Here is a 24,888-nt window from a genome sequence, read left to right on the forward strand (position 1 = left end):
GTCGCTCCTTATTCGATGATGTCGCCGCGCAGAACGAAGCGGCAATAGGCGACGGTTGAGACGAAGCCCACCATGGCGATCAGCATCGAGGCTTCGAAATAGACCGCCGTGCCTTTCCAGATCCCGTAGAGGACCAGCAGAGCGATCAGGTTGATCACCATAGTGTCGAGCGCGAGGATCCGGTCGGAGAGTGTCGGCCCGAAAGCGATCCGCCAGAGACAGAACAGGAGCCCGAGTCCGAAACAGGCGTAGGCGATCATCAGGGCAATGGCGATCATTCGAATACCTCCATAAGCGGCCGTTCATAGCGCTGCTTGATCCTATCCCGTTCGTGGTCCGGATCTTCGGTATGCAGGCAGTGAACGAGAATGGAACGTCCGTCCGCGGCCAGCATGGCGGAAACGGTACCGGGCGTCATCGTGATCGTGCCGGCGAGCACCGTGATCGCCTCGGGCGATCGGAGGTCGAGCGGGATGTTAATCCAGTGAGACCGGAAGTCCGCGTTCCGCTTGAACAGGATGATCCATGCAACCTGTACATTGGCCACGATGATGTCCCAGAGCACGACCAAGACGTATCTGACAGCCACGAGGGGACGGCGGAGCCTCGGACGATTGGGCCAGTAGGGCGCCGTGATCATCGGCACCACGAGGCCGAGGAAAGCACCGAGCAACAGGTTCCCCAGTGTCACGGTGTTGACTAGGCCCAGCCAGACGACGACCAGGGTGACGCTCAGAAGCGGATGCGGGATGAGGCGGCCAATCATGTCAGGTCTCCCCCTCCGTTCCAAGGACCGAGGTCACGTACCCATCCCTGTCGAAGATCTGCGCGGTCGTTCCGTCGAGATACCCGACGAGCGGCCCGGCAAAAATGGTCAGCAGGGCCAACAGCGCAATGGTCGTCATGACCGAGGCAAGTCCCGCCACACCGGCAGGTCGGGCGGCGGCGGTTGGCTCCGCCTGCACAACGGGACCTCCTGACGCAGCGGGCAGTAGCGCGGTGGATTTCCAGAACAACGTGCTCCCGGCCCGGGCGAACCCGACGATGGTCACGAGCGAGCCGATCAACACCGCGCTCCAGGCCCAGGCCATGGTTCCCGGCTCGCGCAGCGCGTCCAGAACCATCAGCTTTCCGATGAAACCGCTCAACGGCGGCATCCCGGCCATGCCGATCGCCGCCGCGAAAAAGAGCGCCGCGAACAGCCCGTTCTGCGAGGTTGCCGGCACGGCGACAAGTCGATCGCCCGCGCGGCGCGCCGTCACCAGATCGGCCAGGAGAAACAGGGCAGCTGCGGCGAATGTGGAATGGACGAGGTAGTACAGTGCGGCGGTTGTCGCGGCGGGCGAGAAGGCCGAGATGGCCACCATCAGTGTGCCCATGGATCCCAGGACCGAGAAGGCAATCAGCGCCATCAGATGCCGCGCACCGAGCACGCCAATCGCGCCGACCGCGATCGTGACAATGGCGGCCGGAAAGAGCCATGTTCCGGCCATTCCGTCGGTTGCCGCGATTCCGGGACCGAATATGAGCGTGTGGATGCGCAAAATCGCATAGGCCCCCACCTTGGTCATGATCGCGAAAAGCGCAGCGACGGGCGCCGGGGCGTTGGCATAGGTGGCCGGCAGCCAGAACTGCACGGGAAACAGCGCGGCCTTCAACGCGAAGACGATCATCAAAAGCATGGCGGCCACGCGGATCAACGCGCCCTCCTCCACGGGTATGTCCTGCAGGCGCAGCGCGAGATCGGCCATGTTCAATGTGCCGGTGGTCGAATAGAGCACGCCGAGGGCAAACAGGAACAGCGTCGATCCTGCCAGGTTGATGACCACGTATTGCAGCCCGGCGCGCATCCGGTCGCGCCCGCCGGAATGGACCATCAGCCCGTAGGAGGCGATGAGCAGGATCTCGAAGAACACGAAAAGATTGAAGATGTCGCCGGTCAGGAACGCGCCGGTGATTCCCATCAACTGGAACTGAAAAAGCGCGTGGAAATGCCGGCCCCGTGCATCCCACCCCGTCGTGACGGCATGGATGAGGACCAGCAACGCCAGTATGGTGGTCACAAGCACCATCAGGGCCGAAAGCCGATCGAGCACGAGGACGATGCCGAACGGCGCTGGCCAGTCGCCAAGATAATAGACCTGTGGATCGCCCGCAGCCGTCACAAAGAGCCCGAGGGCGATGGCCATCAGCGCGATGGTTCCGGCAATCGAAGCTGTGCGCGCCAGCGGCATGTCATGGCGCATGACGAAGCCGAGGACCGGTGCCAGCAGCGCCGGCAGGATCACAGGCGCGATGATCCAGTGGTTCATTGCGTCGCGCCTCGGCCGGTTTCCTCGTCTTTCTCGGCTTGCGGCAGGTCGATTCGGTCGTCATCGGATTCCAGATATGACGCGAGCGCGACCATCACCAGCACGGCGGTCATGCCGAAGGAGATGACGATGGCCGTCAAGACAAGCGCCTGGGGCAGCGGGTCGGTGTAGCTAGCCTCGCCATAGGGTGACAGGATCGGCGGCAGGTCGATGGCAAGCCGCCCCGATGCGAACAGAAAGACGTTCACGGCGTAGGAGAGGAGCGCGAGCCCGAGAATTGTCGAAAACGCTCTGAGGCGGAGGATCAGGTAGATACCTGCGGCGGTCAGTGCTCCGACGGAACTGGCCACGACGAATTCCACGCTATTTCTCCTCTTTGACGATACGTGACCGCGTCGACGGGTCGTAGTCCATGGGTTCCGGATTGACCGTTTCGCCCGCGTAGTGCGCGATCCGCGACAGGCTGTAGAGCATCAGCATCACCGCCCCCAGAACCGCCAGGAACACACCGAGATCGAACAGCATTGCAGTGGCGAGTTCGAATTCCTCGATCGGCGGAAAGTGGAAATAGTCATAGCCGCTGGTCAGGAACGGCTTTCCGCCCAGCCATGCGCCGGCGCCGGTCAGGCCGGCGATCACCACGCCCCAACCAATCATCGTGTGATATTCGATCCGCTGGCGGCTCTGGGTCCAGGCGAAGCCCGACGCCATGTATTGCATGAGCAGCGCGATCGACACGACTAGACCGGCGACGAAACCTCCGCCCGGCTGGTTGTGCCCGCGCAGAAAGATATAGATCCCCACAAGGATGGCCATCGGCATCATCACGCGGGTCGCGATGACCATCATCAGAGGATGTCGATCCCGGGAGCGGTCACTCGAATAGTCGGTATTGCGCAATTTGCGCGCGGCCGGACCGTTCAGGAGCGCCTCCATCACCGCATAGATGATGAGCCCCGCGATCCCCAGGACGATAATCTCGCCATAGGTATCGTAACCGCGGAAATCGACGAGAATGACGTTCACGACGTTGGTTCCGCCGCCGCCCTCGTAGGAATTCGCGAGATGATATTCGGAGATTGACGGCGTATCGCGCAGCAGGAACATGTAGGCAAGGGCACCCACTCCTGCCCCGGCCGCGACAGCGATCACGCCGTCTCTGATCCTCCGCCCGACAGAACTTTCGACCGGCGACACCTTGGGCATGTAGTGGAGCGCCAGCAGTAGTAGCATGATGGTCACTGTCTCGACCGATATCTGCGTCAGGGCCAGGTCCGGGGCCGAAAGGTAGACGAAGCCCACCGAAACCGTCAGGCCGATGACGCCGATCACGACGAGCGCCCGGAACCGGTCGCGATGCATCAGCACGACCGATCCCGTCGCCACCAGCAGAAGGACCCAGCCCACCAGAACTACCGGCGGGACCGGCAAGAGGTCGCGCGTGGCCGCAGGCAATCCGCCACCGCGCCAGGCGAGGTAGCCGAGTACAGTGGTGGAGGCGACGAAGATCGCCAGGTAACGGGACATCGCGCCGTCATGGGTCAGTTGCGTGAAGCGCTGCGACAGACCGGTTGCCCCGCCGACCACGCTGTCGAAGATCGCCTTGGCCTCGGGCCGGCGCGCGGCGATCCAGGCCCGGTCAAGCGGATGATGGATCGCCAGCAGGGCCGCCCCGCCCAGAACCGCGATGGCCGACATGAAGAGCGCGGGCGTGACCCCGTGCCATATCTTGAGATGGAACTCGGGCAATACACCCCCGGTCACCGCGCCCGCCGCAACACGCACGAGCGGCTCGACGATGTGCGGAAGGAGGCCGATCAGGACGACTAGCCCGACCAGCAGGGCGGGCGCGACCCACAGGCCGAATGGCGGGTCGTGCGGTTTGTGGGGATAGTCCGCGCGCACCGGACCAAGGAAGACATGCCCGATGAAACGGAAAGAATATGCGACCGACAAAAGCGCGCCCAACGTGGCGAGCGCGGGCAGCGCGTAGGGGCTGCCCGCCCACGTCGTGTGCGCGGCCTCCTCAAGCATCAGTTCCTTGGACAGAAAGCCGTTCAGCAGCGGAATGCCCGCCATCGACAGCGCCGCGAGCGCACCGATGACGAAGGTCACGGGCATGAGTGTTCTGAGCCCGCCAAGTCGCTTGATGTCGCGCGTATGCGCTTCATGGTCGATGATGCCTGCGGTCATGAAGAGCGCGGCCTTGAACGTCAGGTGGTTGATGATGTGAAAGACAGCCACAACCGCCGCCATCGGTGTCCCGAATCCCAGCAGCATCGTCATCAGGCCCAGATGACTGACCGTCGAGAAGGCCAGGAGCGCCTTCAGATCGTCCTTGAACAGCGCGATCAGTGCGCCCAGCACCATGGTGACCAGCCCTGTGGTCGCGACGATGTAGAACCACGCGTCGGTACCTGCCAGCACCGGCCACATCCGCGCCATCAGGAACACGCCCGCCTTTACCATGGTGGCCGAATGCAGATAGGCCGAGACCGGCGTCGGCGCGGCCATCGCGTGCGGCAGCCAGAAGTGGAACGGGAACTGCGCCGACTTGGTGAATGCGCCCAGCAGGATCAGGATCAGCGCCGGCATGTACCATTCCGAAGTCCGGATCGCCTCGCCCTGCAAGAGGATGTCGGTCAGCTTGTAGCTCCCGGCGATCTCGCCGAGGATCAGCATTCCGGCGATCATCGCCAGCCCACCGCCACCGGTCACAGCAAGCGCCATCCGCGCGCCTTGTCGCCCCTCGGGCAGGTGCTTCCAGTAACCGATCAGGAGAAATGACGAGAGGCTCGTGAGTTCCCAGAAAACCAGCAAGAGCAGGATGTTGTCGGAAAGCACGATGCCGAGCATCGCCCCCTGGAACAGCAGAAGGAACGTGTAGAACTGGCCCATCGGATCATCGCCCGAAAGGTAAAACCGCGCATAAAGCGTGATCAGCAGCCCGACGCCGAGTATCATCACCGCGAACAGAAGGCCAAGTCCGTCGAGGAAGAACGCGACCGAGAGCCCGAGTTGCGGCAGCCAGGCAAGCTCCACAGCGATCACTTGCCCGTCCATCACCGAGGGGGCGAGCAGCAGCAGCATGATCAAGGAAAGTGCCGTAGGAAGTGCGGTGAAGATCGCACACGAATTTCGCCCGGCGCGGATCATGGGCCCCGGAAACAGCGCGCCGATGAACGGGAGCAGCACGATGATGATGAGCGATAAGTCGTTCACGACTACAGTTGCTTCCTGCTCGGTCACAGCGGTGTCTTCAGGTCAATAATGCACGGAAAATTGGCATCGGGTCGGTTCATTGGCTGGCGTGTGAACGATCGGTTCTGTAGCGGAGCAGCGGTCATTCGGACACAGATCCGTCTGCTGACAGGCCGATGAAAAGGGCACCGGTGCCAAAACACGAGTATACTCCGCATGCACTGGCGATACCGCCATCAACACCGTTATTCTCGACTGGGACACGACACTCTCCAAAGTCGTTTGTCGCACTCCATCGAAAAGCCCTCGGCTGCGGTGCCTGCTAACCACCGCCCGATGGAATCCCACAGAAATGACGATATCGACCTGGCGCGGGATGGGATCGCCAACATCGCCGGCCAAGTTGGCGGCAGACGGCTCCAGATGGGCATGGCATTTTTCGACCAGTTCCCCCGCCACGCTCTCCGGAGCGCTGTGGTCGACGATAGACACCAGAGTCGCGCAGGCACCCGGCTCTCTGGCCAGAAGAAAACGCCTTTGGAGAGCGCGATCTGACCGCTCAGAAAGATCGGAAGCGATCACGATGGATTGAATGTTCCTGCTCCTGTGTCCGTTGTGCGGGAGCGGCAAGGCCGAACCTGCGCCCTGAGCGGATCATGACCCTTGATGGGATGCAACTCAAGCAGAGGGATCGTTTCGTCCTGCGGTCGATTGTCCGGCCACGAAAGGGCGCAGCTCTCCCGATTGCTCATTCGCGGTTGCAGGGACGTTCGTCGGTGAGGGCGTGACCAAGGCGTCGACGCGGACACCTTCGCCAGCGAAACAACCGCCCAGTGGGGAACATTATCCCTTTGCCGGTGTTCTCAAATCGTAAATGTCGCCACACACGGCCCGACCCGGCCCGGCGAACCGAGCCTAGCGGCACAGTTTCCTTGCAGTCTCACGGTGGACACATGGGATATTCTAGTTCCTTACAGCAGGGATCGCTGCCCGAAGATCTTCCTGCCGATGTGCGGAAAGTGCTTGAAAGGATGAACTTCGAAGAGCGGCTGGAGGACGCGCGCGCGCGCCGCAAGATCGCTCTTGCCCAGAAAAGAGCCCCTCGCTCTGAATTGTCTCTGAAGTCCGAGCAGGCGATGGACGACACGCCCGCGCCGGACGCAACTTTTGTTGAGGAGTCGGCGCAGCCGTCGGCGCTCGTCCGCACGCGTCCGGTGATCGGGGGTCTCTCCGCCGCCGTCGGCGTCTTTGCCGCCTTCGCCGTTATCGCCGAACGCCTGAACGTCATGCCGCAGCTGCATGTCTTCTCGGCCTCGGTCTCGCCACAGGTCCACGCGGAGCCGCCGGTCGCGATCTCGGAGCCGTCTGTCAGCCTGTCCGCAACGGCATCCGACGCCGCGTCTTTTTCAAGCCAAGCGCTGCCTGAGGCTGGACTCCCGGCGGCCGAGTTGCGGTGGTCGAGCCTGCCGCCCCCGGGTCTGGAAGACGCTTCGGCGGAGGCAGCCGTTCGGACGGTGGCCGTCGCGCCGTCGCGGATCGCCGCCCTCTCGGCGCCCGTCCAACGAGCAGAGGTCGAAGCGCCGCAGATCGCCCCCCTGGCGCTGCCGGGCATGTCTACCGTGCCATCTAGGGGCGGTCCCGCAACCTTGATCAGCGCCGCCCTTTCGGCGGAACCGCCGAAGGCAAAGGAGCCGGTACCAGCTTTCAAGCGCGCGAGACCGATGGACCTGCGCGTCTTCGTCCCGAACCTCGCGCCGGCCGGCACGATGCAAGACGTGCAGGATCGCATCGTGAGGTCCGGCTATGTCGTGACCGACGCGTCCGACGTCCCCCACTCGATCTCGCAAACCCAGGTCCGCTACTATCAGCGGGCCTACCGCGATCAGGCCGAGGCGCTGGCCGAGGCGCTGGGCGCACGCCCCCGTGACTTTTCCGACCGTTCGGGGACCGCCACGGAAGGGGTGGTGGAACTCTGGCTCGCGGGCGACGGAGCGGCCCCGGTTGCCCCGTTACGTTCTTCGGTTTCCCGCAACGTCGTCGCACCCGCTAGCGTCGCCGCAAAGGAAAGGGAGGTCCGGGTCCTTCGCACCACCAGAACGCAGTCTGAAGGAGGCGGACTTGGCGCGCTCCTCGGTGCGGTGATTGGCGGCGGGCGCGACATCTCCGCCCCGAATTCCGGCGACAGGGGACCTATCGGTAGTCCTTCAATAAGCAAACCATCAGGGGGAGCGCCTGCGACGGACGCTGGAGGTTCAGGCTCGAAAGGAAACAAAGGCAAGGGCGGCAGCAAAGGCAAGGGTGGCGGCAACGGCAAGGGCAAAGGTGGCGACGGCGGTAAAGGCAAAGATGGGAAGGGTAAAGGCTAGCGTGTCTTGCTAAGCCTGCTGAACCGAACGTTGCGAGTATTACGAGCCACTCTGGGTCTTTGACGCCGAACTCAAGAACGGACCGGGCTGTATCTTGCCTTCGGCCGAGATTGGACGGCACAAAACCGCCATGGCTCTGACGGCCTCTCGTCAGCTTGCCAACCGTTCCAACAGGTTCTGCACGTTCCTGCCACCGCCCGCCGCGCCAGCATCCCGCGGGAATTTAGCTCTCCTGCAATCTCTCGCAGGGTCATCGTGCCCTGCGCCTGGATGGCCTCGACCACCGGACGCAGTCCCGCGGCAAACTCATCTGCGTTCCGAGCCACCGTCTCTCGCAGCGCCCGACCGCCCTTGCCGGCCCACCTCAGCGCCGCTGCTCCGTTCGGACTGTTCCGGCCGTATCCCTGTCGATGAGACCCTGGCGGTCAGAGGTCTGCAAGTTGCGTTCGCTCTGGGTGATGACGCGGCCTTCACAGGTGAAGATGCACTGACATCGAAGTGTTCGGCCCAACTTGGAAATAGTAAATTTGATAAGTGACTTACAAGCTGAACACCAAATCGGAGCAGTCATCAGGTCGAGAGAATATCGGTCCGGAGAGAACGCCCTTTGGCATCTTCGCACCAAGGAAGTGTTGAGCCCCGCGCGCATAACCCTTTAGCTAAACGAAGAATTCTTGCCTGAGGACGACGGGGAGAACGCTTTCTCAAGGGCCAGTGGCGGAGGAGACGGGACTGGGATCCAACGTTCTCCACCTTTTAAGCTGTTGAATTATAACGCGTATCAAAGTTGCAATAGGGCCACGTGATCAGTGGCGACTGAAATCGAACCGCGGACAGAAGATGCCCTGCCGCGATCCGGCGGCGGGGCGGCGGGGCGGCTACGAATTTATTGGGGCTGCCACAAACCGTGTTGGTTCGCTTCGCTTTGGCTCGCAAGAGCCCTACTTGCTCCGATTTTTCCGACGGGGAGGATGCCCTTGCTACACCACAACTTTGGCCGTTTTCTCGATTCGACACGCTGAACCCGGCCAAGTAAACACTTGGGGGCGCCTTTTTCAGGCCGACGCTGGCTGCCTCTGCCGGATGCCCCGATGGCATGGTAGTGCGTCCAGAACATTCATTATCGGACCCGCATCGTGGCAAACGTCTCCATCGATCTACAGCGTCATACCGTTCGTCAGGCATCCGCTGCCGCGTCCCGTTCTGCCTGGATCGACCGGCTGAGGGTCGGACTCACCTGTCTCGTGATCTTTCATCACGCGGCAATCACCTATGGCGCGAGCGGCAGCTGGTTCTTCAGGGCGACGGAGGAAATAAGCGTTCCTCTGACCTTCCTCGCCGCCGTGAACCAGGCCTTCTTCATGGGGCTGTTCTTCCTTGTGTCGGGCTATCTCGCGCCGCGGTCTCTCGACCGGAAGGGGCCCGCCGCGTTCCTGAAGGACCGTGCCGTGCGTCTCGGTCTGCCGGTCCTCCTATTTGGCTTCTTGCTTGGGCCCCTGACCGTGGCTATCGCGCAGGAGCCGCTTGTTAGAATCTGGGGGCGCACGGTTGCGGAGATCATGGACGGCACCTTCATCCTTGGCCCGCTGTGGTTCCCGGCCGCCCTCCTCGTCTTCTCCGTGGGGTTGGCACTTCTGCCGCGGACGATGCACGCGCCGCGCCCTATCCCCGGCTTTCTCTCCTGGCTGGCCCTCGCCCTCGTTACGGGCGTGCTCGCGCTCCTGATCCGTCAAGCGGTACCCGTCGGCGCGACGGTACTGGGCTTTCAGCTCGGCTATTTCGCGTCCTACGTTGTGCTCTTCGCGCTTGGCGTCACGGCCGGGCGAAACGACTGGCTCGAAGCCCTTCCGAGGCGGGGCATTCTCCTCTCGCTCGCGGTCGGAGCCGCAGCCCTTCCTGTGCTTCCCATGGCCCTTCTTTCGACCGACGATCCGGCGTTCGAGACCGGGCTGTCCCTCGCGGCGATCGTCTATGCGTTCTGGGAGCCTCTCGTCGCGCTGGGAGCCATAGCCGGCCTGATCGCCCTGAGCCGGCGCCCGGGATTGGTGTCCGCCCGGGCCCGCACGCGCGCTGCCGCCAACAGCTATGGCGCCTTTATCTTGCACGCTCCGATCCTCGTCGCGACAAGCCGCGCGCTCGATGCCTTCGGGCTCTCGAACGGACCCGCGCTCATCGTGTCGGTGACGGCAACGGTCACGATCGCCTTCGTCGTCACCGATGTCCTGCGCCGCTCGCCGCTCATCCGCCGCGTCATCTGATGCGCGTTCGCTCATTCGCGAACCCCCCGCTGACTTGAACCGCGCTCATGCCCTCGGAAAATGCTGGCGTCAGATAGGCACACTGCTGCGGGCCGTGATGCTTTCACCTTCCGGCATATCGATCCTTCCCGACCTTCATGTGGATCGGCCACGCAGGTGCAGCGAACAGCAAGGTACGCATGGCGTGACTAACGCGGTTTGAGGGCCGCCCCAAATTTTTTCTCCTTCAGAGCAGCGTGATACGGCTCCGCAGCGGCAAACGGAAACATTATAAAGTCGACGTGCGCCCCGTGCCCTTGTTAGGTTTTGACACCGGACGGACTCAGGGAGGTCAGCATGACCGGACATCGCAAGCGCGCCACGAGGTTAGAACCCGGCGCCTGTAAGGCACCCCAGCTTGGTCTCAGATCGCCCGGACTTCTGCGGTCTCTTAACTGATCCCTTCCAAGCTCGCCCATCTCGCGAGCCGCCGGCGGCCGCATTGAGCGAGAGACAGTCATCGTCCGCCGGCTGGAGAATGAGATGAACAATAGCCATCGACAATCACTCTCGGTTCTCGCAGCCGGCGCCGTGGTCATGATCCTGTCCTCGACGGCCTCCGTTGCCGAAAGCCAGCTTGAGGCAGGACTGCTTCGTATCGACGGGCGCATCGTTCTCGGAACAGGGCCCTCGAGGCGGATCGAATTTGACACCAATGAACAGACGGCAGCCGCAGCCAGGGCCATCGCAATCAGCGCAATCGCCAAGAACCCAGAGCGTGCGCTCGCCACCGATGAGGCCGCACTCTTCGCTCTCTCTATTCTTCCGCCGAACGCACAGCGGGACTTCCTTGCAGAACACTACCCGGGCGCCCATGACAGCATCAAAAGCCGGATAGAAAGGGACCCGTTCAGCTTTGGGACAGCGATGAACAGGGTCGTCTCGAACCCCTTCGTACGGGAAGATATGGCGAAGGCGGCGAGGGAGTTCATCGTCAATTTTGCATCAGCCAATCCAGTCGACAACCTCGACGTCCGGGTCTTCTGTCCGGTGAAGATCCGGGAGTACGACCTCGGGCGTGGATACTTTCCGATAGAAGACGGCGGTGGCGGCTACGGTTGCTCCAACCATCCGGTGCCTGTGTACGGGCTCATCAGCCCGACCCTGTCAGAGACCTACCGGAACTTTCCGACCACGATAGCCATGGACAGAGACGACGCCCGGGATCTTTATGAGCAAGTCATCGAATGGCCGCCTTTCCTCACGATCGACGGAACCGTCAGAACAGGCTGGGGCACCGACTTTCAAAATCGTCCGCAGCTCAATATCCGCATCATCGGCGGGTCGCCCTACCACCTGGTGAATCCCGAAGAACCCGAGAAGGTGCTCTTCACACTCGCGGATGCGCCGGCCGACATGAAGGACGTGCTTAGCGCTGACGACATGACGGAGCTTTTGAATTCAGCGCAGACCGTAACAATCGGCGAGACAGCGCCCCACACCCTATTCCCTGCAGGTGCAGGGCTCGGGCGTCTTTACTATCGCCGCCCAACGTACCCGGTCGGCACCCTTGGGCGGCTCGGTTTCATCGACAAACTCCCCGAGACGCCAACAAATGCCGAGCTCGCCGAAGCCCTTGGGGTTCCCACGACGCATCTCGTCGATGCAACCCCGGCGAAACAATTGGCGCCTGGCATAGATCGGCTTCTCTTCGTCTTTCCAGCGCCGGCCACGGATTACGCTGTGGTGTTGCCCGCTAGCTCAAGCATCTCCGGCCAGCCATTCATCAGGGTCCAGCTTCAGATTGGTACCGCATGGAAATTCGAGCATGACGGACAAAGCGTTCTGGTTCTTTCTGCTCGCCCACTTGGTGCAGATGCTGTGAACCACAACGATCACCCTAAGGAGGCCATGGTTCTGCGTCCAAACCCAGAGAGCCTGACCGAGATCTTCCGCGCTCCGGAGCCTGAACCCGTCAAGCCGCCCACGGACTTGTCGAATGCCGATATCATGGGTCTTCGTTTGGGCATGGAGATTGCTGAAGCGGAGCAACTGGCGCGAACTGAGATCGATGTCGGCTGGTCCGGGACCCTGAGCAGCGCCCGAATGACAAACCCAAAGCCGATGCAGGATTTCATGGTCCTCATCGACAAGGACAGGTGGAAGCGTGTCTCGCTTTACTGGAGCCCGGAGGAGACGGGGCGCCTTGCAGGGATTGCCCGTCTTATTGCAGTGCCCATTGCCGGACAGGATGTGGCTAAAGTGAAGGAGGACCTTGTTCAGTTGCTCGTCGAGAAATACGGAGAGCCAGACTATGTGAAGGGATTCCCTGAGCGCCCCAAGATGGTGTGGACCGGCGATCTAGGCGTCAACTTCCGCCAGCTGGACGCGAAGGACTTGCTCGAGCTCGAGCCACTGCATCCGGATTCAACTTGCTATGTTACGTTTTTCCTCGGAAGCATAGGCGTTGGCTTCCGATCTGAGGGTCCAGAACTCGACAGCCGGACTGCGATGTTCTTGCCGATTCATGGCCCGTATTTGAAGGTGGCAACGCTAGTATCTCAAGAGCCGCCTCCCGACTTTTATAATCGATGCGGGCCCACTCTCGTCGCCGAGATCCATAGCGACGCCGAGCATGCTTTTCTCCGGTATGGGCTCGTCGACATGGGACGCTATAAGATGCCGGAGCCGCCTGAAGTGTCCGTCACGAAGCCCAAGCTATGATGTCGCGCGGATGTCTTTTCCTACGCTTCCTGGGCGCCATAATCATTCCCCTTATCCTCGCTGGGTGCTTTGTCTCAAAACAGCCATTGGTCGCAGAGCAAGACGCGGCCTATCCGTTCGCGGCCGGCACACGCCTCGAGCTAATCGGGAGTGACAATCCTCCCGTCGCCCTTCAAATTACGAACGGGTACTATGTAATGGTAGAGCCGGAGAAGGATACGAAACAATTCCGGATGCGGCCTGTCGGCGCCGGCATTTACCTCCTAATGAGCTACTTTCCGAAGGACAGGTTCCCGTACGCCTACAGCCTTGCCCGCGTCCGAGGTCAGCAAATCGAGGTTTTCTATGTCAGAGAAGAAGACCTAGAGGCTTATCTGACACGCCTCGCCACGACAGATCCAGGTCATGCCAAATCCATCTCCTCCCAGGTGAACTCCGTAGGCGACTTCTATGAGGTGAACTCGCTTAGCTTCGTTGAGGTGCTTCTACCCGAGATGCTGGAAGAAGGCTTTGCAACGCGTCTGAACAGCTACACGGTTGTGCAGGATCACAATGACGAGCGTTCTGGAGGCCTGGACGCTTCATCCATTGCGCAGGAGAAGGGATCCGATGGTACGTCCATGATCACGGAACCGCCGATGGCACCCGCAAATAACGGAGCGTCGCCTGCGGGTGCGGGCTCTGCGTTACCCGGTCGCGCCAGCCCAGAGACCATCAAGAGTGACCTTGGCAACCGCTATGACCGCTTCCGGAACGAGGCAGGAGACTTCTACGTTTCGCTGATGTCCCCGAACGTGTTTGTTTCATACTCCGCGTCCCAAGACATGATGCGGTGCACCATTGGTCTTAAGCTCCGTGATGAGGAGCCGTTCAGCATTGTAGATGACGGCTGCGACGGTAGCCTTGAATTGGGCGTACGTGGGCTGAAAATCTTGAAACTCTCCCCAGAGGAATTGTACGGCTTCATCGGGAGAGTTGCGCGATCGGCAGATGGGACCCGGGCTCCGTTGCCGGCAAAGCTTGCTACGGAGACTCTGTTCGGAAGCCTGAAGTACGGACCGCTCGGCGAAGTCGTCGGCGCCGAAGCTGCAGCGCTTCGGAGCTTCATCGACAGCAGGTCTCCCTCAGCCACAGACACTGCGCAGTTCGCAGCAATGTCGGTCTCCCGAGGCCGGCAGCTCATCTTGATCGAGGTCGCCAAAGCCGAAGGCAACTGCTATTACCTGATGAACGACACTGACGCCGGCGGGCGCAACATCTTCGATGAGTGGATGGACTTACTCCTCAAGATCTACCCGAAGGAAGATGATGAATGGCCACCGCAGACGTTGCTATATATTGACGACGGCTGCAACGGGTCAATTGAGACCCTTGGCTTCGGCCGAAGGTTTTGGACGGTCGGCGACAACAATTACGTGCAGGCCAAGTATGAGCACAGCTTCGGCGCAAGTTTCTTTGCGCCCTTGACGGCTCTCTATACTGCAGGTGGCATCTTGGCTGCCAGTAATCCCTAATATGCTCTATGCAAGTGGTTTGTGGGCTTCGACTTGGAAAAATGGCCTCAAGTCCGAGATCCTCGATCATGCAACGAATGCCAGGACGCGTATGCGGCAGGTCCCAAGACGTCTGACGGCAGATCAAACTCCAACTCCGGCTTCTCTTGATGGAATTCGGGGAGGTATACTGGAGCGCTCGGGAAGAGCAGCTTCGGCCAGCAAAAGTCGAAGCGCCGTCGCGGACGAAGGGTCACCCGGCGCCGTGGGTGGAGGTTTCGCCGGAGCTGACGGCGACCCCGCGTTCCCTGCCCAAAAGCGATCGCTCGACCGGAAGCGCGGTCAAAGGCTGCCCGCGCGGGTCTTTGGCTATGGCATTAAGACTGCGCTCATTGGCGCGCTGTACTCCCTCTCCTTCAGTGCGCGGCTTTGAGCTCGCTCGCATACTCCCGTTCACATTTGTAGGCCCAGCACGCTCGCCACGGCACCGACTATCGCCGCGGCAGCCGCGAGCCACGTAAGCCGGTCATTGGTCCGTGATCGACGGCGAGCAAGGGCGTCCTGCGCCACCAACCAACGCTCTACGAAGGCTGGGGAAGCACTCACCACTCTGCCTCCAATTTCCGTCTCCACGATCGAGACAGGTTTAAAGTACGAGGCTGCGAGCTTTGCCCTGACCACGTCGGGGCCAAGAGCGTTCAGTTTCTTGGCCAGATCGGCGCTCTCCGCCTCGGTCGCAGTCTGCGTCCGAAACTCGTCGGTCTGTGAAAACGGCCTTTGATTCATTTCTTCCTCACGATTTCTCGCTAAACATCGACACGGTCCTGGCCACGACGAGACCGGCCAAGCGGCCTCGTCGCACGTTCCACCCGTCAGTCGTTGTCGCCGCCCTGGTTCCGGCCGCCAGAGTTGCCCGGATCGCCTTCCTCCGCGCCGTTGCCGCGACCGGCATCGGTATGCGTCCCGGACTGGTTGCCTCCATTGGAGCCACGGCCCAGGCCGTTCCCATTCCCGTTGCCGTTTCCTTGGCCGCCGTTCCCGTTGCCGCTCCCGTTGCCTTGGCCACCACTCCCGTTCCCGGGTGACTGTTCGTCTTCGGGTGCACCGGGTTGTTCGTTTCCAGGCTCTTCCGCCGGACTGCTGGACTCATCGCCGCCCGTGCCACCGTCCTCGCCTTCACCGGGGTTGCTCTCCGGGTCCTGCTGCGACGGCGGGGGTGTTTCGGACTGATCCGGTGTCTCATTGTCCGGCGTCTCAGTCTCACCAGGGAGATCGGACGGCCCGCCAGACGTGGGCGGGGTCTGGACCTGGGGCTGCTCAGGGCCCGCTGCCAGACGGTCACGGGCCCGCTCTCCCTCGTCCCGCACCAAAGCCTTCGCGGAACCCGAGGGGGTCTTCTGCAGGATGACCACGCGTCGATTGAGGCGTTCTGCCTGGTCGACGACTACAACAGGAGAGAGCTCGCCGAATGAGGCCGTTTGAACCAGCCGCTCGCGGGAGACACCTTTCGAGACCAGATAGGTCACAACGCTCAAGGCCCGGCGCAAGCCGAGGTCGTGGTTGTAGTCGGGCGATCCAACCTTGTCGGCGTGTCCGATGATGACGTAGTCAGAACTGGCGTTCTTCATCATGCGCGCCGCCTCGGCATCAAGCAGCAACCGCGCCTGAGGGTTGAGTTGGACGCCGTCGAAGGCGAAGTAGACAGTGGCCACGCCCATTCCCTGGCGAGCCTCGACACTGACCGGAAGTGGTTCCGACCGGGTCAACTGCTCGGGAGAGCGACTGTCCGAACAGGCAGCCAGCGCGGCTGAAAAGATGAACATAGTTCCTAGGGAGATTTTACTCATTACAGTCCTCGTACATTTACTGATTACTGGGTTTACGGAGATATTTATCTGCGGCCGCAGGATCGCTCCCGCCTCGCCTCGAATCAGAAAGCGTAGGGCAGCCTGCCGAGCGGCCGGGATTGCGCATCGTCCTGCTTCGGCTCTTCTGGCCGCAAGTACGATGGGTCCTTCCTGGAAGTTCTTTCCCCGATCTGCGTGAACGACGTCAGGTGCAGGCTCGATCTGCTCCGGCCAAAACGAACCAGGCGCACAAGGGCGGAGAGAACACAGGAGATGGAATCGGGGATTTGATGCGAATTGCTCGCCATATCTGTCTCACTCGTTACTGCTCCACCAACATGGCTAGGAGCTGACAAAAAACTACACGCGAGGAAAGTGCTCCCTCAAGTGGGCGAAACTGTGACTCGCGGCGAGGGATTTTGGTGACGAATTGTGCAGACGATCATCAGACAGAGCAGGCGAGAGCGACAATCGAGGAAGCTCTAGGATTGCTGAGGGTGAGCCAGACGGGACTGACAAATCTACTCAAAAGACCGCGATAAAGCCTCGTCTTCAACCCGGGATGATCAGACTTCGGACGCAATTCAAGACTATTGATACCCATGGATATCGCGGGATTCCTTGCAAATCCTGGGAGTTTTCGGATGTGTGTGCTTGGTAGTCTGGGACGTCGAATTAACAGCTTCTTTAGGCAAGATACGGGCGCAGTCACGGTCGAAGGGGTCCTCTGGGTCCCGATCTACGGCGTCTTCTTCGCGCTCCTCGTCGACGTCTCTCTGATGTTCAACGGACAAAGCCAGGCACGCCGGATCATCCAGGACGTGAACCGCCTCGCCTCGACCGGATACCTGGGCGACATGGATGAGCCGGCGCTGATCGAACAGGCCGCCGAGGATCGCGCGACCGCCAGCCTCAGCCATCTCAGCAGCGCAGCCGAGGTCGAGACGACCATCGTCGACAATGTCGTCAGCATCGTCGCCACGATCCCGGGCTCCGACCTTCAGGCCACGGGCATCCTGTCCATCTTCTCGGACATCCAGATCGTCGTGTCCGCGTCTCACCTGGTGGAGAGTTGACATGTCCCAGATCTTGAGCGCGCTCCGCCGTTTCCGCCGCGAAGACGGGACAATCTCCGTCGAAGCGGTCCTGTGGATCCCCTTTTTCGTGTTCTGCCTGACGCTGATCGCCGACGGCGCCCTCATCTTCTACGGCCAGGCGCGTGCGCTCCAGGTCACCGAGGACGCGAACCGCTCCTTCGCCATCGGCGAGGTGACGCGCGAAGAGGCAGAGGCGCAGATCGTGTCGCGGCTTTCCACGATCAGCCCGAATGCCAGCGCTCACATCAATACCGAAGACGGACTCATCACGACGGTCGTCACCTTGCCGACGTCCGATCTCGATGCGGTGGGCTTCGTCACCTCGCTTGCGTCGATAAACATGCAGGTGGTCTCCCAAATGGTTCAGGAGTTCTAGAAATGTCAAAGTTGCGGATACCGACCCCTGTCGCGGACGAGGATGGCGCGATGTCGGTCATAAACCTGTTCTTCATCCTGGCCGTGGGAATGCTTTCGGGCGTCGCCATCGACGTGTCGAACCTCATGTCGGCGCGCACCCAGCTTCAGACCGCCGCCGACGCCGCAGCGCACGCCGCGCTCGTCGAACGGGAAATGCACGACATGGAGACATCGCGCGCGACCGCGATGCAGATCCTGCAGGCCAACATGCCGGCCTCGGTCTATGGCGAGGTCCTCGACGAAGAGGCGATCCAGTTCGGCGAATACGACCGCGCCACCAAGACCTTCACCGTCGATGAGGACAGCCGCGACGCTGTTCTCGTCGAGACGCGTCGCGTTTCCGACAACGGCAATCCTGTCGGCACTTTCCTTCTGCATCTCGTAGGCGTCAACCAGTGGGACGTCGCACGTCAGAGCGTGTTCGAGACCTTCTTCCCGACCTGCCTCAAGGAAGGCTTCGTGGCGAAGGGCGTTGTCGACATCCAGTCGAACAACTCTTACTTCAACGGCTTCTGCATCCACTCGAACAGCCACGTCGAGATCAACCAGAACAACTTCTTCGAGGCTGGCACCATCGTGTCGATGCCCGACACGGACGACCTCGTCGTGCCGAACAACGGACTCGATGAAGAGAAGAACGAAGGCTTAGCCAACGCATTGCGCGAAGGTCGCTGGTTCATCAAGATCCTCGACCGTCTGGACCTCATCCGCCAAGGCGTGCAGGACCGGGACAGCCGTTATGCGCAGTCTTACACCACGAACTTCACCCCGCTGACGCTGACTGGCACAACAGTCAGCCCGTCGAACTTCACGGCCGGCCGCATCTACAAGTCGTCCTGCTCCAACAGGCTGACGTTCAATGGAGGGATCTACAAGGGCATCGTGGTCATCGCGGACTGCAAGATGATCTTCAAGAACGGCGCCGAGTTCCAGGATTCGGTCATCATCACCCGGTCGACGGACGCCAAGGCCATGTCAGCGCCGAATAACCTCGTGCTCGGAGCAAAAGACAACTGCGCAGAAGGCGGCGGCGCGATTCTCGTGTCCTACGGCGGCGTCGAGGTCGCGTCGTCTCTCGAGATGCACGGCAGCCAGATAATTGCCGCCGACAACGTCGAGTTCACCGCCAACGCCGACGGCATCCGGGGTGCCTCGATCGTGGCGGGCGGCCGCATCGACGGTACGTCGAACATGAACTTCGCCTTCTGCGGCGGCGGCATGGCCCACATATTCATGGCCGAGTACTTCCGCCTCGCCGGCTGACCCACTTCGAAATTCCTTCAAGACGAGGCCAGGCCGCAGCGCCCCGCATTTTCGTTGATCGCAAGAACACTCTCACGGTCTTCGATTCGGGCGCTATCGGTGATCGATCCTACCCAGGGCGCCGTACAGCCCATCCTAGCCAGCGAGCAACCCTTGGCCGCCTCGGTGGCGTTCGAGGTTGGCGAGGCACTGACATGTGTTACTGCCTCGGCGGCTTGATGATGCGGTCGACGGCCTCCTCTGATGGCCGAGTATCTTCGCCGCTTCCCGGAGTAGCCCAATGCCCTCGTAGGACGAACAAAGCTCGGTCTTGTCGCGCCAGATGCCTTCCGCCCAACCGCGGCGGTCATCTTTCGGGATCAGGTCGTACATGGAGCCTTTGCGGCCGCGGCGGTCCGGCATTCGGCAGCCAAGATAGTACAGGAGGTTCCACACGCCCGACGTTCGCAACTCTACCTCGGTGGTTGCTCTACTTCGGATCCTCGATGCTCTCCTTCCCGTTCCTCCTTTTTGGGAAGGCATGCCCCCCGTCGGGGCGTCTCAAGTAATACGGTGATCGCGACGTATTCACGTAGGTCCCTCGGCCATTGAAGACCCCTGACCTCCGACCGGCAATGTCTCTGCGCACGTGCGGAGCCGGTCCATACTGTGAAGTTCGTCATCTTTGTCCAGATCGCGCTGCTCCTAGCTCTTTCAGCCACCTTGGCGCATGTCGCCCCACCGGCCGTGACCGACCTGAATTGACGTGCGCATCATGGCCTTGCTTTGCGCCGCTTAAATGAGGACTTCTTCACCGCGGTATCGGCGCCGAAGCTCCGCAAGATAGCTGTCGGGATCGGCCATGAGCGCCGCATTCTCCGCCGCCTTGCTCCTCGGTGATCCGTCCCGTGTCGTACGGTCAAAGTCGACAAATAGACTGCGAACCCTTTGGCCGGCGCGCTTCGGAAGCAAGCGGACAATATGATGCGCAATAGGCCAGAGGATTCTCGCCGCAGGAGTGTCTCGGATTGGCTGGACATCCACCAACGTACGGAAAGTGGCGCCTACCATGTGGAACAGGATGCCGCCGTATATTTTCCGCTCTTCGTCGGTGCCAATCCTTCGCCAGCCGAGCCCTAGCCGCCACGCAGTATAAATCACTCCGAGCCCGGTCTCGACGTAATCGTACTTCGGATGCTCCTCCACAAAACTTTGGAATTCGGAACCCGCACGGTCGCTCTGTTTGACCAGCATGGGCGGACGATGCTCCAGGTGGAAGTCGCGCCGCCAGCACAGGCCAGCGCTGTACCCGTTAGGCACGATGCTGGTGACTACCGCCTCCCCCGACTCGATCGGGACGATGAATGCGTCTTCCCAGCCGTCCTTGAGCGGGAAGGAATCAAGATGCATGGAGATGACGTGTGTGCAGCCATCTTCAAACGCGATGTCGGCCAACTGAGCGAGACAATGAGAATGCTCTGCCCGAGTGCCCTTACTGAGGACTTCCTCTGGAACGTTCAGGTGGGGCAGAGATATTTCCTGCACGGCGTTGACGTGCGCGCGCTGCGCTGGAGGAAGTTTATGCGCCGCAGCAAAGATCCGGAAGGGCGTCCGCGTGTGCGAGCGAATCCGGTCGATGTGCACGTCAAACATCGGCTGCATCTCATCTCCGAAGACGTAGACAACAATGATTCCGAGCTTCACGGTGCCTCCAAACACTGAATTATTGCTGGCCAAAGGGCTCTGTGCCGGTATCATCCTACTGAAATTTCGCGCAAAAGTAAGCGGGTCGGCCGCTTACTGCGATGTTTAGGAGTGCCATGACATATTCACTCGTTCCTGATGCTACTCCTCTCCCGACGCGCCTCGCACGACTTGAGCGCCCCATAGCGGTCTGCGTCGTTGGAATAGGATCGATAGGTAACGGACTGGCCTATCAATTGCACCACACACCGGGGTTCAAACTGGCGGGAATTGCCGACATCAATCTGGAGAAGGCGCTAAAATGCGCGGAGCGGCTTGGCCTGTCGTATCGAGTGGTTGAGAGTGCGAAGGAGTTGGCCGAGTCTCAGGTGGCTGGCGATGTTGCGGTTAGCGCGGACGGCGCACTGATCGCCGGGATGGAGGACGCCGACGTCATGATCGAGGCGTCGAACGCGGTCATTGGCGGCGCGCGCCACGCCGAGGCTGCGATCTCTTCGGGCAACCACGTCGTCATGATGAATTACGAGGCGGAACTCATGTATGGTCCGCATCTGCTACAGAGGGCGCGTGCGGCGGGGCTTATTTACACCTGCGCGGACGGAGACCAGCCCACGGTCATCAAGACGCTGGTGGACGAAATCGTCTTCTGGGGCTTCGAGCCGGTAATGCTGGGCAACATGAAGGGCTTCCACGATCTTTACTCCGACCCCACAAAGATCGCTCCAGAAGCCGACAAGCGCAATCTCGACCACAAGATGTGCGCCTCATACACTGACGGGTCAAAGCTTGGCGTGGAGATGGCGGTAGTGGCCAACGCGCTTGGCGGCAGGGTGGCAAGGCCGGGAATGACCGGACCGCGCATCGCCTCGATTCACAATATCTTCGAAGCCTTCGACTTCACGGCCATGTGGCAGCCAGGCGACGCCCCAATCGTGGACTACGTGCTGGGTGCGAGGCCAGTCGGGGGCGTTTTCGTCATTGGCCACACACCGGAGGAATTCCAGCAATTCACTCTGTCTTGGTACCCACCTGACATGGGGCCTGGTCCCTTTTACCTCTTCTACCGACCGTACCACTTGGGGCACATAGAGGCGCTACGCTGCGTGGCAGAGGCCGTGCTTGATTCAACTGCCAGGCTGGCGCCCTGGACGGGACTCCGTACCAACGTCGTCTGCTACGCTAAGCGTGACCTCAAGGCCGGCGATGTGCTTGACGGAATGGGCGGCTACTTGACCTACGGGTTCGTCGAGAACCTGGACGAGGCGGATTCACTAGGCGGCGAAGGCGTTCCGCAGCTGATCTGCGATGGTCTGGAACTGAAAAGAGAAATAAAGAAGGACGCGCGCATCCTCATGTCAGACTGCGCGGCTCGGCCGGACGACGAGCGCTTTTCTCTTTATCGCGACTCGCTGGTGATTGGCGCAAAGGCGACCGCTTGAGGCGCAGGCTACGCGGGTTCTGGGCGGCTGCAGGATTTGTTTCAAATGCTTACAGACGCAGCTTCTCGTTGATGGCAGCGGCCGCGTTCTGTCGAGGCGCGTATGAAGAGTCCACTTTTGCGGAGCGGGTGCAGGGTTTCGCGGAGAATGTTGAGATGGTCTGACTTTAGGACGGAGAGCCATTGGTTGCCGGGCAATCCGCCCTCACGAAGGCAGAACCTTTGGCTGCCGTCGTTAACCTGGTGCCGGAGTGAGCGCGACCAGCGCCGTTGTCGCTCTCGCGGCTGCAGACCACCAGAGAGATGTGCGCTGGAGGTGCGCCGCTGCAGGCCTGTTGCACATCTCCCTGTCCACGTTCCTGCTTGGTTTCGTGGTCGTCGGGCTCACCCTGCTCGGGTGAATGTGATGAGGCGTTTCTCCAAGCATGCTGCAGCCGCCGTCTCCTGCTTGCCTCGGCCACTGCCCACTGAGAGGTAGAGAGATGCAGCTGGCGCCGTTTCAGCCGGCGAGACGCATCGCAATGAGCGGCAGGGGTCGGTCTTGATCATCCCGCTCGCGGCGCCCCGTCTCCGCGAAGCCAAGCCGGGCGTAGAACGAACGAGTTTCGTTGTTTGCCTCGTAGACTTCCACGTCGAGCGCCCGGTGGCGCCGTAGCGCATCCAGTACCAGCGCGCGACCGATCCCCTGGCCGTGCCGCGACGGATCGACGAAGAGCCCACCGATGAAGCTGCGCAAGAGGGCAATGAAGCCGACAACCGCTCCCTCGGTCTCGGCGACACGTATGTCTGCGGCAGGCATGTACCGTTCGCGCACCAACGACCCATCAGCATCCAGCGTGGCCGCGTCGAGAAACGGGTGGCCCACCTCCGAGGCTCGGCGCCAGAGGATCATGCATCGCTCGAGATCGCCCGCGGCGTCGTAGGGACGGATGAGGAGCGATCGCTCCCCGATCTGCAGGCGGTCAGACATCGGCGGTTCCTTTCCTGACGAGCGATTTCTCGCGACCAGCTGTCGGTGGATTCTTGGCAGACATAGTACTTCCGGAGTCCGCGAGGAAAGCTGTCATTTCGCGGCGGAAGTCCGCCGCCCGCTCGACTGGGGCCATGTGCGTCTCGTCCGGCAGCAGGTGGAGCCGTGCATGGGGAATAGCGCTCGCCGTGTCGGCGAGCCGCTGGCCGAAGACCTGATCCCGCGCGCCTCCGATCACCAGCGCCCGCGCCGTGATGCGGCTCAGGCTGGCGTGGGCGTCCGTCTCTTCGGCGCCCTCCGCGGCCTCGAGGTATGCCAGGATTTCGTCGGGTGCGTTCATCTCTTCAGCCAGCCTTGCGTGCCGCAGCCGCAAGCGCGCGCGAAGAACCCAGTTATACCACGGCCGGCGAAAAGTGCCCCCGAAGTCAGACAGGAGCTCCGCGTAACGGCCCTGACCGGCGAGTTGGATTTGTCTTTGCAAGCGGGCCCGACCTTCCTCGGAAAAGCTCGCCGCGCTGGCGAGCAGGATGAGGTCGGAAACGAGGCTCGGGTGGCGTGCGGCGATCCGCGTCGCGACGAGCCCGCCGTAGGAAACGCCGACCAGCTGCACGGGGCCGGACCGGCAGGAGAGGATAGCTGCGAAGCTGTCCGCGAGGCCGTCCAGACCGGCCTCGGCGTAATGCCGCGGACCATAGCCGAAAAGGGTGAAGCCGCGCCCCTTCGGCATCAGGCGCCTCAGCCTGACCGCGTCTCGGCGAAGACGCTCCGGACTCGGGCGGCGCATGAAGGCCTGGCCTCCGCTCAAGACGGCAAGCGCAGAGCCGTGCGGTCCAATCTCGACGTGCGGGATGGTGCCGCAAAGGCATTCGGTATCAAGGGACATGAGCACTCACTAAGTGCGGGGCGAGGATAGGGCCTAATCTGCGTCGCCTCGAGGCCGTCCCCAGGGCGGGCACGGCGAGCGGCCATCGTCGGACAGCCCATCGCATTGACGGCAGGAGCTCCTCGAGGAAAGGAAGCGCGGGAGCATAATGCCTCATGCCCCGGCGATCCGCAGCGTCCGCGCCTCGGCCACGAACCGGGAGAGCCCGCCGGCGCGAAGGGCTTCAAGGATCTCCGGGCGTGCCGTCTCGGGCGATCCGCCCGGGAACGGCGGCTCCGGGTCGTACTCGGAAACTAGCAGGATGCCCTCGGCCTCGTCCTGTCCGGCGAGTTCCGCCGCCAGCGTCAGGCCGAAGTCCAGCCCGGCGGAGACGCCGGCGCCGGTGATGACGTTGCCGTCGCGGACGACACGGGACGCGGTCGGGATGGCGTCGAACTGAGTAAGCAGGTCGCGCACGATCCAGTGCGACGTCGCGCGCTTGCCGCGCAGCACACCGGCGGCGCCGAGCACCAGCGAGCCCGTGCAGACGCTGGTCACATAGCGGGCGCGGGAGGCGCGGTCACGGACGAAGGCAAGCGTCCGCGGGTCGCGCGCGGCGGCGATCGTGCCTCTCGTTCCGCCCGGGACGAAGAGCAGGGTCACGTCCTCTGGGCAAGTCTCGAGCGTCGCCGTCGGCTGGATCGCGAGCCCGAGGTCGCTGGGGACCGGCCTCAGGTCACGTTGCGTAGTGACGAGCTCGATCGGTGCGCCGGTGGCGCCGAGGAAGTGGTGCGGCCCGACCAGGTCGAGCGCCGTCATCTCCGGATAGACGAGCATCGCAATCGGCGGGCCGGAGACCGGAGCGCCGGCGGGCCTCTGCGGCTCGGCGAGGGCGGCGGGGGCGAGAGCCGGCGCCAGCGCGAGGCCGGCGAGGGACAGAAGGGCAGTACGGCGGTCGATCGGCATGGCAGGGCTCCC

Annotated in this window: 19 protein-coding genes; 8 read left to right on the top strand and 11 right to left on the bottom strand. The window is 61.9% G+C overall.

Annotated elements, in window-relative coordinates; genetic code table 11:
* Positions 1-8 precede the first annotated feature (8 nt).
* Genes EF888_RS11005 through EF888_RS11025 form a run of 5 tightly spaced genes read right to left on the bottom strand, consistent with a single transcriptional unit; the run spans position 9 to position 5,468 of the window.
* Entirely contained in the window at positions 9-278 is a 270-nt protein-coding gene (locus tag EF888_RS11005; protein WP_109761182.1) for a K+/H+ antiporter subunit F, read from the bottom strand.
* A complete protein-coding gene (locus EF888_RS11010) occupies positions 275-766 on the bottom strand; it encodes a Na+/H+ antiporter subunit E (RefSeq protein ID WP_109761183.1) in 492 nt (163 codons plus the stop codon). Before EF888_RS11010 ends, EF888_RS11005 begins: the two co-directional genes overlap by 4 nt.
* A gap of 1 nt (position 767) precedes the next feature.
* Positions 768-2,312: a monovalent cation/H+ antiporter subunit D gene (locus EF888_RS11015; RefSeq protein WP_109761184.1), complete on the bottom strand. Its 1,545-nt coding sequence runs from the start codon at positions 2,310-2,312 to the stop codon at positions 768-770.
* Positions 2,309-2,674, bottom strand: coding sequence for a Na+/H+ antiporter subunit C (locus EF888_RS11020; protein WP_109761185.1), 366 nt, complete (start codon positions 2,672-2,674; stop codon positions 2,309-2,311). Before EF888_RS11020 ends, EF888_RS11015 begins: the two co-directional genes overlap by 4 nt.
* Before the next feature lies 1 nt (position 2,675).
* A complete protein-coding gene (locus EF888_RS11025; protein WP_241239891.1) occupies positions 2,676-5,468 on the bottom strand; it encodes a monovalent cation/H+ antiporter subunit A in 2,793 nt (930 codons plus the stop codon).
* Between the two features lie 1,076 nt (positions 5,469-6,544).
* Here EF888_RS11025 and EF888_RS11030 point away from each other — a divergent pair.
* The 4 genes from EF888_RS11030 (at position 6,545) to EF888_RS11045 (ending at position 14,354) form a co-directional block, all read left to right on the top strand.
* Entirely contained in the window at positions 6,545-7,879 is a 1,335-nt protein-coding gene (locus tag EF888_RS11030; RefSeq protein WP_164721658.1) for a LytR C-terminal domain-containing protein, read from the top strand.
* A 1,136-nt stretch (positions 7,880-9,015) separates the two neighbouring features.
* Positions 9,016-10,137, top strand: a complete 1,122-nt coding sequence (locus EF888_RS11035) for an acyltransferase family protein (protein WP_164721659.1) — start codon at positions 9,016-9,018, stop codon at positions 10,135-10,137.
* A 522-nt stretch (positions 10,138-10,659) separates the two neighbouring features.
* Entirely contained in the window at positions 10,660-12,840 is a 2,181-nt protein-coding gene (locus EF888_RS11040; protein ID WP_109761190.1) for a hypothetical protein, read from the top strand.
* Positions 12,841-13,106: 266 nt separating this feature from the next.
* On the top strand, positions 13,107-14,354 hold the full coding sequence (locus tag EF888_RS11045) for a hypothetical protein (RefSeq protein WP_164721660.1): 1,248 nt from the start codon (positions 13,107-13,109) through the stop codon (positions 14,352-14,354).
* Positions 14,355-14,786: 432 nt separating this feature from the next.
* Here EF888_RS11045 and EF888_RS11050 read toward each other — a convergent pair whose 3' ends face one another.
* Both EF888_RS11050 and EF888_RS11055 read right to left on the bottom strand, forming a co-directional pair.
* Positions 14,787-15,119, bottom strand: a complete 333-nt coding sequence (locus EF888_RS11050) for a hypothetical protein (protein WP_109761192.1) — start codon at positions 15,117-15,119, stop codon at positions 14,787-14,789.
* A gap of 86 nt (positions 15,120-15,205) precedes the next feature.
* Positions 15,206-16,180 (bottom strand): OmpA family protein, encoded by a 975-nt coding sequence (locus tag EF888_RS11055; protein ID WP_109761193.1) that lies wholly within the window; start codon positions 16,178-16,180, stop codon positions 15,206-15,208.
* Positions 16,181-16,824: 644 nt separating this feature from the next.
* Between EF888_RS11055 and EF888_RS11060 the strand changes: the two genes are divergently transcribed.
* From EF888_RS11060 to EF888_RS11070, 3 genes are read left to right on the top strand one after another with little or no spacing between them, the layout of a single operon-like run.
* Positions 16,825-17,256 carry a TadE/TadG family type IV pilus assembly protein gene (locus tag EF888_RS11060; RefSeq protein WP_126918558.1) on the top strand — a complete coding sequence of 144 codons (432 nt, stop codon included), beginning with the start codon at positions 16,825-16,827 and terminating at the stop codon, positions 17,254-17,256.
* 1 nt (position 17,257) lies between these two features.
* Positions 17,258-17,653: a TadE/TadG family type IV pilus assembly protein gene (locus EF888_RS11065; RefSeq protein ID WP_164721596.1), complete on the top strand. Its 396-nt coding sequence runs from the start codon at positions 17,258-17,260 to the stop codon at positions 17,651-17,653.
* Positions 17,654-17,655: 2 nt separating this feature from the next.
* Positions 17,656-18,957, top strand: a complete 1,302-nt coding sequence (locus EF888_RS11070; RefSeq protein ID WP_126918559.1) for a pilus assembly protein TadG-related protein — start codon at positions 17,656-17,658, stop codon at positions 18,955-18,957.
* A 774-nt stretch (positions 18,958-19,731) separates the two neighbouring features.
* Here the strand turns inward: EF888_RS11070 and EF888_RS11075 are convergent.
* Positions 19,732-20,640, bottom strand: coding sequence for a hypothetical protein (locus EF888_RS11075; RefSeq protein WP_126918560.1), 909 nt, complete (start codon positions 20,638-20,640; stop codon positions 19,732-19,734).
* Between the two features lie 116 nt (positions 20,641-20,756).
* Here EF888_RS11075 and EF888_RS11080 point away from each other — a divergent pair, with 116 nt between their 5' ends.
* Positions 20,757-22,079 (top strand): Gfo/Idh/MocA family oxidoreductase, encoded by a 1,323-nt coding sequence (locus EF888_RS11080; RefSeq protein ID WP_109761223.1) that lies wholly within the window; start codon positions 20,757-20,759, stop codon positions 22,077-22,079.
* A gap of 498 nt (positions 22,080-22,577) precedes the next feature.
* On the opposite strand, the gene EF888_RS11085 is transcribed toward EF888_RS11080, so the two are convergent.
* From EF888_RS11085 to EF888_RS11095, 3 genes are all read right to left on the bottom strand, one after another.
* Positions 22,578-23,048: a GNAT family N-acetyltransferase gene (locus EF888_RS11085; protein ID WP_109761224.1), complete on the bottom strand. Its 471-nt coding sequence runs from the start codon at positions 23,046-23,048 to the stop codon at positions 22,578-22,580.
* Complete coding sequence (locus EF888_RS11090) at positions 23,041-23,931, bottom strand: alpha/beta fold hydrolase (protein WP_109761225.1); 891 nt, start codon at positions 23,929-23,931, stop codon at positions 23,041-23,043. The genes EF888_RS11085 and EF888_RS11090 overlap by 8 nt, the downstream gene beginning before the upstream one ends.
* Positions 23,932-24,084: 153 nt before the next feature.
* A complete protein-coding gene (locus EF888_RS11095) occupies positions 24,085-24,876 on the bottom strand; it encodes a DJ-1/PfpI family protein (RefSeq protein WP_109761226.1) in 792 nt (263 codons plus the stop codon).
* Between the last annotated feature and the right edge of the window lie 12 nt (positions 24,877-24,888).

It is taken from the genome of Silicimonas algicola (assembly GCF_003970735.1).
Classification (GTDB): domain Bacteria; phylum Pseudomonadota; class Alphaproteobacteria; order Rhodobacterales; family Rhodobacteraceae; genus Silicimonas; species Silicimonas algicola.

Excerpts from the sequence above, each read along its gene's own strand:
- EF888_RS11005 (WP_109761182.1), bottom strand. The coding sequence starts at position 278 with ATGATCGCCATTGCCCTGATGATCGCCTACGCCTGTTTCGGACTCGGG.
- EF888_RS11010 (WP_109761183.1), bottom strand. The coding sequence starts at position 766 with ATGATTGGCCGCCTCATCCCGCATCCGCTTCTGAGCGTCACCCTGGTC.
- EF888_RS11015 (WP_109761184.1), bottom strand. The coding sequence starts at position 2,312 with ATGAACCACTGGATCATCGCGCCTGTGATCCTGCCGGCGCTGCTGGCA.
- EF888_RS11025 (WP_241239891.1), bottom strand. The coding sequence starts at position 5,468 with ATGATCCGCGCCGGGCGAAATTCGTGTGCGATCTTCACCGCACTTCCT.
- EF888_RS11030 (WP_164721658.1), top strand. The coding sequence starts at position 6,545 with ATGAACTTCGAAGAGCGGCTGGAGGACGCGCGCGCGCGCCGCAAGATC.
- EF888_RS11040 (WP_109761190.1), top strand. The coding sequence starts at position 10,660 with ATGAACAATAGCCATCGACAATCACTCTCGGTTCTCGCAGCCGGCGCC.
- EF888_RS11045 (WP_164721660.1), top strand. The coding sequence starts at position 13,107 with ATGAGCTACTTTCCGAAGGACAGGTTCCCGTACGCCTACAGCCTTGCC.
- EF888_RS11050 (WP_109761192.1), bottom strand. The coding sequence starts at position 15,119 with ATGAATCAAAGGCCGTTTTCACAGACCGACGAGTTTCGGACGCAGACT.
- EF888_RS11055 (WP_109761193.1), bottom strand. The coding sequence starts at position 16,180 with ATGAGTAAAATCTCCCTAGGAACTATGTTCATCTTTTCAGCCGCGCTG.
- EF888_RS11060 (WP_126918558.1), top strand. The coding sequence starts at position 16,825 with ATGTGTGTGCTTGGTAGTCTGGGACGTCGAATTAACAGCTTCTTTAGG.
- EF888_RS11065 (WP_164721596.1), top strand. The coding sequence starts at position 17,258 with ATGTCCCAGATCTTGAGCGCGCTCCGCCGTTTCCGCCGCGAAGACGGG.
- EF888_RS11070 (WP_126918559.1), top strand. The coding sequence starts at position 17,656 with ATGTCAAAGTTGCGGATACCGACCCCTGTCGCGGACGAGGATGGCGCG.
- EF888_RS11080 (WP_109761223.1), top strand. The coding sequence starts at position 20,757 with ATGACATATTCACTCGTTCCTGATGCTACTCCTCTCCCGACGCGCCTC.
- EF888_RS11085 (WP_109761224.1), bottom strand. The coding sequence starts at position 23,048 with ATGTCTGACCGCCTGCAGATCGGGGAGCGATCGCTCCTCATCCGTCCC.
- EF888_RS11090 (WP_109761225.1), bottom strand. The coding sequence starts at position 23,931 with ATGTCCCTTGATACCGAATGCCTTTGCGGCACCATCCCGCACGTCGAG.
- EF888_RS11095 (WP_109761226.1), bottom strand. The coding sequence starts at position 24,876 with ATGCCGATCGACCGCCGTACTGCCCTTCTGTCCCTCGCCGGCCTCGCG.